The organism is Micropruina sp. (assembly GCF_047607385.1).
Classification (GTDB): domain Bacteria; phylum Actinomycetota; class Actinomycetes; order Propionibacteriales; family Propionibacteriaceae; genus Micropruina.
In genome coordinates, this window is record NZ_JASGDE010000183.1 from 1 (window position 1) to 9,692 (window position 9,692).

Here is a 9,692-nt window from a genome sequence, read left to right on the forward strand (position 1 = left end):
GACGGACCTTGCCGCCGAGGTCTGTCCCCAATGGTCGAGATTCGAACCTCGAGAACCGTCCCCAACCGGTGAGAACCGTCCCCGGTTGGTTCAGCGGGGGTCGGGGGTGCCGATCACCTGGCCGGCGGCGAGGCTGTCGGGGCCGGGACGGTGCCGGGCGGCGACGTCCGCGACCAGTGCGGCACGGCGTTCGGCGGGCGGCAGGCCGAACTCCTCGACCAGGCCGGCGCTGTCCTCGGCGCCGGCCTCGCGCAGGCCGTCGATCACACCGCGGACGTCGGCGGGCGTCCGGTTCTGGCTGAGCTTCGCCTTGGCGTCGATCCGGGTGATGGCCAGTTGCAGGCCGACGATGGCGCGCAGCTGGCCGGCCACGTAGTCGGCGGGCATGTCGTCCATGCCGAGGGTGCGCTCGTGGGCACCCATCAGGCGTTCCGCCGCCATCGTGGTCCAGTCCAGGTCGTCGTGGGCGATCAGCTCGCCGTAGATGTGCAGGGTGACGTAGTCCCAGGTCGGGATGTACTTGCCGGACGCCGGGGCGCTCGGGTACCACAGCGACGAGATGTAGTCGGTGGCCGGGGTGACGATGAACAGCGACTCGCCGGAGGTCTGCTCCCGCCACTGGGCGTTCGGACGCGCCACGTGCAGCACCAGGCTGCCGTGCTCACCCAGCTCCGGGTCGAAGACGTAGGGCAGGTGAGTGGCCAGCAGGCCGGACGGGCCGTGGGTGATCAGATCGCCCACCCCCGGCGCCGCCAGAATCCGGGCCTGCAACTCCGGCGGCATGGTGAAATGCCGTGGCGTGTACATCAGCCCAGTGTCCCCGACTCGCCGGTCTCGGATCGACCCTCCGATCCGCCCGTCACCGATCCGGCATCCGCGCTCAGTGCCTCGAAGGACGCCTGCAGCAGGTCCTCGTCCGGATTCTCCAGGATCGCGGTCCGGCCGAGCTCCTCCAGCACCACGAAACGCAACGTCGAGGCCCGGGTCTTCTTGTCCAGGTTCATCGTCTCGCGCAGCCGCGGCCAGGACTCCGCCGGGTAGCTGGTCGGCAGCCCCAGCGCCCGCAGCACCATCCCGTGCCGGGCCGCGGTGTCGTCGTCCAGCAGACCCAGTCGCCGGCTCAGCTCGGCGACGAACGCCATCCCGACGCTGATCGCCTCGCCGTGCCGCCAGCGGTAGTCCTGGTCGCGCTCGATGGCATGACCCAGGGTGTGGCCGTAGTTGAGCTGCTCGCGTCCGATGTCGCGTCCGACGGACGTCCGCTCCCGCAGGTCGTCGCCGACCACCGCGGCCTTCACCGCGATCGCCCGCTTCACCAGCGTGCAGATCACCTCGCCGCGCGGGTCCAGGGCTGCGGCCGGATCGTCCTCGACGATGCTCAGGATCGCCGGATCGGCGATGAACCCCGCCTTCACCACCTCGGCCATCCCGGAACGGATCTCCTCCACCGGCAGGCTCTCCAGGAAGGACAGGTCGCACAGCACCGTGTAGGGCTCGTAGAAGGTGCCGACCAGGTTCTTGCCTGCGCTCAGGTTGATCCCGGTCTTGCCGCCGACCGCGGCGTCCACCATGCCCAGCACCGTGGTGGGCACCGACACGTAGGTGACCCCACGCAGCCAGGTCGAGGCGACGAATCCGGCCAGGTCGGTGGTCGCTCCCCCACCCAGCCCGACGATCGCGTCCGAGCGGGTGAAGCCGGCCTCGGCCAGGGCGTTCCAGCAGCGCTGCAACGTCTCCCCGGTCTTCGCCTCCTCACCGGCCGGCACCTCGATGCTCAACGTCTGACAGTCGCAGGCGGTCCGCACCCGGGACGCCTGCTCGCGCAGCACCGGCGGATGGATCACCGCGATCCGGCGCTGCTCGGCCACGTACTGGGGCAGCAGTTCCAGCGCTCCGGTGCCGACCACCACCTGATAGGGCCGCTCCGCGGTGACATCGATGGCCGAGACCTTCACCGGTCGTCCTCCTTCAGTTCCGCGACGATCCGTTCCACGATGGCGGGTACGTCGGCATGATCGGTGTCCACGCTGATCGTGGCCAGATTCTGATACACCGGTGTCCGTTCCGTGAGTTGTCTGATCAAGGTGGCCCGCAGGTTGCCGAGCACCAGGACGCCGGCCTGGTTCAGCCCGAGCCGCCGGCTGGCCTGCGCCACCGAGACCTGCAGCCAGATCACCGTCACGTCCCGCAGCGCCGCGGCGACGTCCGCGGTCAGCACGGCCCCGCTGCCGACCGCGACCACACCGGGCTCGGCCAGCGCGGACGCCGAGGCGTCGCGTTCCAGTGCGCGGAACCGCGTCTCACCGAAGTCGGCGAAGATCTCCCGGAGCAGCCGGCCCTGCTCGGCCTCGATGCAGGCGTCCACGTCGACGAACGGCAGCCCGAGCCGGTCTGCCAGCGCTCGGCCCACCGTGCTCTTTCCGGCCCCTGGTGCACCGATCAGCGCGATGGTGCGGGCCGGGCTCACCTCAGTCCTCGCTCGGCCAGCCGGGCCGCGTAGCCGGCCAGGTTGCGCCGGGTCTCGGCGACCGAGTCGCCGCCGAACTTCTCCAGGACGGCCTCGGCCAGCACCAGCGCCACCATCGCCTCGGCGACCACCCCGGCAGCCGGGACGGCGCACACGTCGGAGCGCTGGTGGTGCGCCACCGCCGCCTCCCCGGTGCTGACGTCGATGGTGCGCAGCGCCCGCGGGATGGTGGCGATCGGCTTCATCGCCGCCCGGACCCGCAGCGGCTCGCCGTTGCTCATCCCGCCCTCGGTGCCGCCGGACCGGTTCCGCAGCCGGACCACCCCGTCCGGCCCCGGCTCCATCTCGTCGTGGGCCAGGCTGCCGCGAGTCCGGGCCAGCTCGAAGCCGTCGCCGACCTCGACGCCCTTGATCGCCTGGATTCCCATCAGCGCGCCGGCCAGCTTCGCGTCCAGCCGGCGGTCGCCCTGGCTGTGCGAACCCAGCCCGGCGGGGACGCCGTGGGCGACCACCTCGACCACCCCGCCGAGGGTGTCGCCGGCCTTCTGACAAGCGGCGATCTCGTCCTGCATGGCGGCGCTGGCGGCGGCGTCCAGGCAGCGGACGGGGTCGGCGTCGATGGCGTCCCGGTCGTCCAAGGTCGGCACCCGGGTGCCCGCGGACCGGACCGGGCCGAGCTCGATGACATGGCTGACGATGGTGATCCCGCAGGCCTGCTGCAGGAAATTGCTCGCCACCCGGCCCAGCGCCACCCGGGCCGCGGTCTCCCGCGCCGAGGCCCGCTCCAGGATCGGACGGGCCTCGTCCCAGTCGTACTTCTGCATGCCGGCCAGGTCGGCATGCCCGGGACGCGGCCGGGTCAGCGGGGCGTTGCGGGCCTGGGCGGCCAGCACCTCGGCGTCCACCGCGTCCGGGGCCATCACGGTCTCCCACTTGGGCCACTCGGTGTTGCCGATCATGATCGCGATCGGCGAACCCAGCGTCTCGCCGTGCCGAACGCCGGTCAGCAGGGTGACCTCGTCGGCCTCGAACTTCATCCGGGCACCCCGGCCGGCACCGAGCCGGCGCCGGGCCAAGGCTTCGGCGATGTCGAAGGTGGCCACCCGGACGTGGGCCGGGATTCCTTCGATGGTCGCCACCAGGGCGCGGCCATGGGACTCCCCGGCAGTCAGGTAGCGCAGCATGGTCGCGAGTCTGTCACGACACGGCGCGGGCACTGAGCTCTGCCCGCACGGCAGACATCAGCACCTCGATCGGCACATCGTGCCCGGTCATCAGCCGCACCTGATGGCGAGCCTGATGGACCAGCAATTCGAGTCCGTTCAGCACCACCCGGCCAGCCGCCTCGGCGCGCTGCGCCAGCGGGGTCGGCCAGGGGTGGTAGATCACGTCGAACACCCCGCGCAGGGCCGGGCACAGCTCGACCTCCAACTGGTCCAGCCGGCCCTCCAGCGCGGCCGACGGCACCGTGGAGACCAGCAGCTCGCTGGCCGGGTCGAGCGGCGCGCCCAGGCTGCGCGGCTGCACCTCGACGTCCAGCTGCTCGGCCCAGTCGCGGAACTCGGCCAGCCGGTCATGGTTGCGGCCCTGCACCTCGACGAGCCGGACGCCGGCCCGGACCAGCGCCACCAGCGCCGAGCGGGCGGTGGCCCCGTTGCCGATCAGCGTGGCCACCCGCAGCGGCGGCAGGCCGGCCAGGGTCAGGGCGTCGGTGAGTCCGGCGATGTCGGTGTTGTAGACCCGGCGCTGCTCACCCAGCACCACCGTGTTGGCGGCACCGGTCAGCAGCACGTCGGCGTCCGGGATGCCGCAGGCCGCCGCGGCCTCCTTCAACGGCATGGTGACGCTCAACCCGCGCCACGACTCGTCCAGCCCGTCGATGAAGCCGGCCACCTGCGCGGGCTGCAGCTCGACGCGTCCGTAATCCCAGTCCAGCCCCAGCCAGGCGTACGCCGCGGCGTGGATCACCGGGGACAGCGAGTGCGCGATCGGTGACCCGAGGACGGCCGCCTGTGGTTTCACGCACACTTCTTCCGGTTCGCAGGGGTGGCCAGGCACCACTGGGCCAGCTGTGCCTCTGCCTTCTTCTGATCGGCATAGGTCTCGGAGAACACCGTCTCGCCGGTGTCCAGGTTGATCGGGACGAAGTACAGCCAGTCGCCATCGGCGGGATTGAGCGCGGCCTCCATCGCCTTTTTGGCCGGGGCGGTGATCGGACCGGGCGGCAGGCCCTTGCGCTGATAGGTATTGTACGGCGACTTGTTCTTCTTGCCGCGATCGGCGTCGCTGGTCCAGATCGTCCCGGTCTTGTTCACCGAGTAGGCAATAGTCGCGTCCGACTGCAACGGCATGCCCTTGGCGAGCCGGTTGTAGAACACCCGCGCCACCTTGGCCCGGTCTTCGTCGCGGAACACCTCGCGCTCGATGATGCTGGCCATGATCAGCACGTCGTAGGGCTTGTAGCCGAGCGCATTGGCGCGCTCCTCGAAGGCCAGATCCTGGACGATCTTGTTGAACTCGCCGAGCGGCTGCTTGAGCACCGAGGTGGCGGTCGGTTTCAGCGGCAGGTTGTAGGTGTCGGGGAAGATGAAGCCCTCGTCGCTCGAACCCAGCCAACTCGGCAGCCCGAACGCCTTCCGGTTCTTCAGCGCCGCCTTGAGGTCCTTCTCCGGCACCTTGGTCGATTCGGCCAGCGAGGTGAGCACCTCGGAGAGCCGCAGCCCCTCGCGGATCTTGAACTGGTTCTTGATCTGGTTGGCCGGGTCGAGCAGCATCTGCAGCGCCGTCTTCGCCGGGATCTGGGTGCGCAGCTTGTACAGCCCGTACTGGATCTTGCGGACGTTCGAGTCGGACGCCGCGGCCCGGTCGAAGGCCTTCGCGGTGCGGATCACGTCGGCGGCCAGCAGCAGGTCGGCGATCTTGTTGGTGGACGCGCCCTGCGGGATCTCCACCACCACGTCGGCGACACCCGCCGGATCGATGTAGTCCTCCGCCGTCCGGTAGTCGATCCAGGCGTCCCGCACCTTGCCGTAGACGAACCAGCCGCCGCCGAGCAGCACCCCGAGCGAGAGCAGCACGGCGATCGCGCCGCGGACCCGATACCAGACCTCCTTGGGCACCCATCGGCCGGTCTCCGGATCGCGCAGTTCGCGGAAGAGGTTCGCCATAACGTCAGTGTCCTTTCTTCATCACGCGGGTTCGCCGGGCGCCCGGCCGGTTGCTCGTTCCACCGCCAGCGCCTGTTCCAAGACTGCCACGGCTGCCGCCTGGTCGATGACGGCACGCTGGCGACGGGTGTTCCTGCCGGCCGCCTGCAGCCGGCGGGAGGCGTCCACGGTGGTCAGTCGTTCGTCGGCGAATCGCCAGCCGATCGACGGGTGGGCGGCGACCAGCGACGCCACCTGGGACCGGACGTGGACCGCAGCCGGGCCCTCGTCGCCGGCCAGCGTGCGGGGCAGCCCGACGATCACCTCGATCGGCTCGTACTCGGCCAGCAGCTGCGGCAGCCGGCGTCCGGCATCTTGGGTCGGCACGGTCTCCACCGGGTAGGCCAGGGTGCCGTCCGGGTCGCAGGCAGCCACCCCGACGCGGGCCTTGCCCCAGTCCAGGGCCAGCCGGACACCGCGCCGGAATGACCGCTGGTCGAGCTTGTCGAGACCCTCCGAGGTTTCGACAAGCTCAACCACCTGTGGGTCGAGATCGCCCCGCTCGCCGGTCAAAGGGCGGCCACCGCTTCGCGCACCGCCGCGACCGCGTCCGCAGCCGCGGCACCGTTGGAGCCGCCGCCCTGGGCGAAGTCGTCCTTGCCGCCGCCGCGTCCGCCGAGCTTGGCCGCACCGATGCCGACCAGCGCGCCGGCCTTCGCGCCCAGCCCGCGCGCCGCCTCGTTGGTGGCCACCGCGATCACCGGTTTGGCGTCGGTGCCGCCCACCAGCGCGACCACCGCGGCGTCCGACCCGAGGGCGGAGCGGATGTCCAGCGCCATGGTGCGCAGGTCTCCCCCGGCCACGCCGGCCACCTGCTCGGCGACCACCCGGACGCCGGCCACGGTGACCGCCTTCCTGGCGAGCGTGGCGGCACCGGCCAGCAGCTCGCGGGTCCGGTAGGTCTCGATCTGCTTCTCGGCCGCCTTCAACTGCGCCAGCAGCTTCTCGACCCGGTCGGTGAGCTGCTCCGGCTGGGTCTTCAGCGTGTCGGACAGGGTGGCGACCAGGGCCCGCTCGGCGGCAAACTTCTCGAACGCCTCGGTGCTGACCAGCGCCTCCACCCGACGGATGCCGGAGCCGACCGACTGCTCGCCGAGCAGGTTCACCAGTCCGATCTGGGACGTCCGGGCGACGTGGGTGCCACCGCAGAGCTCGCGCGACCAAGGGCCGGCCAGCTCGACCATCCGGACCACGTTGCCGTACTTCTCGCCGAACATGGCCTGGGCGCCGAGCGCCTTCGCCTCGTCCAGCGGCAGCTCGCGGTCGGTGACCTCGAAGTCGTCGCGGATGGCCGCGTTGACCACGCCTTCCAGCTCGCTGCGCAGCGCCGGGGACAGCGCCTGGCTGGCGTTGAAGTCGAAGCGCAGGTAGCCGGGCTTGTTGTACGAGCCGGCCTGGTGGGTGCCCTGGCCGAGCAGCTGCCGCAGCGCGGCGTTGACGATGTGCGTCGAGGTGTGCGCCTGGCAGGCAGCGAACCGGGCCGGGGCGTCCACCTGGGCCAGCAGCTGCGCGCCGGTGGTCAGCTCGCCCTCGTTGACCAGCACCTTGTGCACCACCAGGCCCTGGATCGGACGCTGCACGTCGAGCACGTCGAGCGCCAGCCCGTTGCCGGTGAGCACGCCGTGGTCGGCGTCCTGACCGCCGGCCTCGGCGTAGAACGGGGTCTCGTCGAGCACCACCTCGACCACGTCGCCGGGCCGGGCCACCTGGACCAGTTCGCCGTCGGCGACGATGCCGCGGACCCGGGAATCCACGCTGAGCTCGGTGAAGCCCAGGAACGGCGTCTCGCCGGGCGCCCGCAACGTCCGGTAGGCCTCGGTGTTGACCGTGCCGCCCTTCTTGGCCCGGGCGTCCGCCTTGGCCCGGTCCTTCTGCTCCTGCATCAGCACCCGGAACCGGTCGGAGTCGACCTCGAGGCCGGCTTCGGAGGCCATCTCGAGGGTCAGGTCGATCGGGAAGCCGTAGGTGTCGTGCAGCTGGAAGGCCTTGTCACCGCCCAGTACGCCGGAGGTGGCGCGCTTGGCTTCGGTGGCCGCCAAGTCGAAGATCTGGGTGCCGGCCGCCAGCGTGCGGCGGAACGCCTCCTCCTCGCCGTAGGCGACCTGGGAGACCCGCTGCCACTGGCTGGCCACCTCGGGGTAGGACTGCTCCATCAGGCCCTTGGACAGCGGCAGCAGCTCAGGCAGCACCGGGTCGTTGACGCCGAGCAGCCGCATCGAACGGATCGAGCGGCGCAGCAGCCGGCGCAGCACGTAGCCGCGCGCCTCGTTGCCGGGGGTGACGCCGTCGGTCATCAGCATCAGCGCCGAACGGACGTGGTCACCGACCACCCGGAGCCGGACGTCGGCCTGGGCGTCCGCGCCGTAGCGGGTGCCGGCCAGTTCGGCCGCGGCGGTGATCACCGGGAAGATCTCGTCGATCTCGTACATATTCGCCACGCCCTGCAACAGGTACGCGGTGCGTTCCAGGCCCATGCCGGTGTCGATGTTCTTGCTCGGCAGCGGACCGGCGACGTCGAAGTCGTCCTTGGCGCGGACCGCGGACAGCTCCTCGGTCTGGAAGACCAGGTTCCAGATCTCCAGGAAGCGGTCCTCGTCGACGACCGGGCCGCCGTCCGGGCCGAACTCGGGGCCGCGGTCGATGTAGATCTCACTGCACGGGCCGCCCGGTCCCGGGACGCCCATGTGCCAGTAGTTGTCCTTCAGCCCGCGGCGCTGGATGCGTTCGTCGGGGACGCCGACGCCGCGCCACAGCGCGGCCGCCTCGTCGTCGTCCAGGTAGACGGTGACCCAGACCTTGTCGGGGTCGAAGCCGTAGTTGCCGTCGGCCTGGCTGCCGGTGACCAGCTCCCAGGCGTACTCGATGGCGCCGGCCTTGAAATAGTCGCCGAAGGAGAAATTGCCGTTCATCTGGAAGAACGTGCCGTGCCGGGTGGTCTTGCCCACCTCTTCGATGTCGAGGGTGCGGACGCACTTCTGCACGCTGACGGCGCGGGCGAACGGGGCGTCCTCGGCGCCGGTGAAGTAGGGCTTGAACGGCACCATGCCGGCATTGACGAACAGCAGCGTGGGGTCGTTGTAGACCAGCGGCGTCGACGGCACCTCGGTATGGCCGTTGCGCACGAAGAAGTCGATGTAACGACGCCGGATCTCGGCGGTTTTCATGATGTGTGTCCGATCGGATCTGCCGGCCGGATCGGCCGGCGGGTGGTCAGTGGTGCTTGCTCTCCTGGACGGGAACGGTGGCCTCGTCCAGGCCGAGAGCCTCGCGCAACTCGTGTTCGCGCTCGTCCATGGCGCTGCTCATCGTGGAGACGAACTCGTCGACCCAGCCGCGGGCGTTGCGGGCGGACTTCTCGACCTGCTCGGTGACCCCCTTGGGGGTGAAGCGTTCGTAGTATTCGCGGCCCTTGACCACCAGCCAGGCGGTGACGCCGACGCCGATGGCGAACCAGAACAGCCGGCGTCCCATCACTTGGCCGCTTTCCGCTTGCCCTTGATCGCCTGCCGGACGCCATGGGTGAACGCCGCGGTCTTGACCAGCGGGCCGCCCAGCGTGGCCGAGAACAGCGTGGACAGCTGCGCGGCGTTCTCGCTCACCACGACGGCGTGCCGGCTGACCCGGGAGACGTCCTCGGTGACCAGGCTGAGCTTGCCGAGCTCGTCGTTGGTGGCCGTCACGGTGCCCTTCAGCTCATGCAGGATCGGCACCGACGAATGCCCCACGTCGCGCACGGCGAGCCGAAGCTCCTCGAGCACCCGGCCCAGCTTGAGCAACGGAACAGCGCAGAAGGCGACCAGAGCGACGGCGGCGATGGCCGCGATCAGGCCGGCGATCTCTCCAACGGACATGGGCGTTCCTCACATGGTGACGGTGACCCACGCAGCCTAACGCACCGGCCGCGGCGGGTACTCCACCCGATCGGCTCTGTCCCCCGGGCTCTGTCCTCCGGGCTCTGTCCTCCGGGCCCGACCCCAGCGCTCGCCTAACTATTTGGGGCTCGCTGAACTCAGCGAGCC

At 70.6% G+C, this 9,692-nt stretch carries 10 protein-coding genes; all 10 read right to left on the reverse strand.

All coding sequences use genetic code 11. From position 1 onward, the window contains the following. Nucleotides 1-90: 90 nt before the first annotated feature. The 10 genes from QM582_RS16055 to QM582_RS16100 all read right to left on the reverse strand — a co-directional run bounded on the left by QM582_RS16055 (nucleotide 91) and on the right by QM582_RS16100 (nucleotide 9,524). Nucleotides 91-807, reverse strand: coding sequence for an FMN-binding negative transcriptional regulator (locus QM582_RS16055; RefSeq protein WP_415086064.1), 717 nt, complete (start codon nucleotides 805-807; stop codon nucleotides 91-93). Further along, nucleotides 807-1,955 (reverse strand): 3-dehydroquinate synthase, encoded by a 1,149-nt coding sequence (gene aroB, locus QM582_RS16060; protein ID WP_415086066.1) that lies wholly within the window; start codon nucleotides 1,953-1,955, stop codon nucleotides 807-809. The genes QM582_RS16055 and aroB overlap by 1 nt, the downstream gene beginning before the upstream one ends. Continuing rightward, nucleotides 1,952-2,467 carry a shikimate kinase gene (locus QM582_RS16065; RefSeq protein ID WP_415086068.1) on the reverse strand — a complete coding sequence of 172 codons (516 nt, stop codon included), beginning with the start codon at nucleotides 2,465-2,467 and terminating at the stop codon, nucleotides 1,952-1,954. Before QM582_RS16065 ends, aroB begins: the two co-directional genes overlap by 4 nt. Next, nucleotides 2,464-3,651 carry a chorismate synthase gene (gene aroC, locus QM582_RS16070; protein ID WP_415086070.1) on the reverse strand — a complete coding sequence of 396 codons (1,188 nt, stop codon included), beginning with the start codon at nucleotides 3,649-3,651 and terminating at the stop codon, nucleotides 2,464-2,466. Before aroC ends, QM582_RS16065 begins: the two co-directional genes overlap by 4 nt. A 13-nt stretch (nucleotides 3,652-3,664) precedes the next feature. Beyond that, nucleotides 3,665-4,489 carry a shikimate dehydrogenase gene (locus QM582_RS16075; RefSeq protein WP_415086071.1) on the reverse strand — a complete coding sequence of 275 codons (825 nt, stop codon included), beginning with the start codon at nucleotides 4,487-4,489 and terminating at the stop codon, nucleotides 3,665-3,667. Next, nucleotides 4,486-5,634 (reverse strand): endolytic transglycosylase MltG, encoded by a 1,149-nt coding sequence (gene mltG, locus QM582_RS16080; protein WP_415086073.1) that lies wholly within the window; start codon nucleotides 5,632-5,634, stop codon nucleotides 4,486-4,488. Before mltG ends, QM582_RS16075 begins: the two co-directional genes overlap by 4 nt. A 21-nt stretch (nucleotides 5,635-5,655) precedes the next feature. Next, entirely contained in the window at nucleotides 5,656-6,081 is a 426-nt protein-coding gene (gene ruvX, locus QM582_RS16085) for a Holliday junction resolvase RuvX (RefSeq protein WP_415086080.1), read from the reverse strand. A 101-nt stretch (nucleotides 6,082-6,182) separates the two neighbouring features. Continuing rightward, nucleotides 6,183-8,837: an alanine--tRNA ligase gene (alaS, locus tag QM582_RS16090; RefSeq protein ID WP_415086075.1), complete on the reverse strand. Its 2,655-nt coding sequence runs from the start codon at nucleotides 8,835-8,837 to the stop codon at nucleotides 6,183-6,185. Nucleotides 8,838-8,883: 46 nt separating this feature from the next. Next, nucleotides 8,884-9,144 (reverse strand): DUF6167 family protein, encoded by a 261-nt coding sequence (locus QM582_RS16095; protein ID WP_415086076.1) that lies wholly within the window; start codon nucleotides 9,142-9,144, stop codon nucleotides 8,884-8,886. Further along, entirely contained in the window at nucleotides 9,144-9,524 is a 381-nt protein-coding gene (locus QM582_RS16100) for a DUF948 domain-containing protein (protein ID WP_415086078.1), read from the reverse strand. The genes QM582_RS16095 and QM582_RS16100 overlap by 1 nt, the downstream gene beginning before the upstream one ends. Between the last annotated feature and the right edge of the window lie 168 nt (nucleotides 9,525-9,692).

Excerpts from the sequence above, each read along its gene's own strand:
- alaS (WP_415086075.1), bottom strand. The coding sequence starts at position 8,837 with ATGAAAACCGCCGAGATCCGGCGTCGTTACATCGACTTCTTCGTGCGC.
- mltG (WP_415086073.1), bottom strand. The coding sequence starts at position 5,634 with ATGGCGAACCTCTTCCGCGAACTGCGCGATCCGGAGACCGGCCGATGG.
- QM582_RS16100 (WP_415086078.1), bottom strand. The coding sequence starts at position 9,524 with ATGTCCGTTGGAGAGATCGCCGGCCTGATCGCGGCCATCGCCGCCGTC.
- QM582_RS16055 (WP_415086064.1), bottom strand. The coding sequence starts at position 807 with ATGTACACGCCACGGCATTTCACCATGCCGCCGGAGTTGCAGGCCCGG.
- QM582_RS16095 (WP_415086076.1), bottom strand. The coding sequence starts at position 9,144 with ATGGGACGCCGGCTGTTCTGGTTCGCCATCGGCGTCGGCGTCACCGCC.
- aroC (WP_415086070.1), bottom strand. The coding sequence starts at position 3,651 with ATGCTGCGCTACCTGACTGCCGGGGAGTCCCATGGCCGCGCCCTGGTG.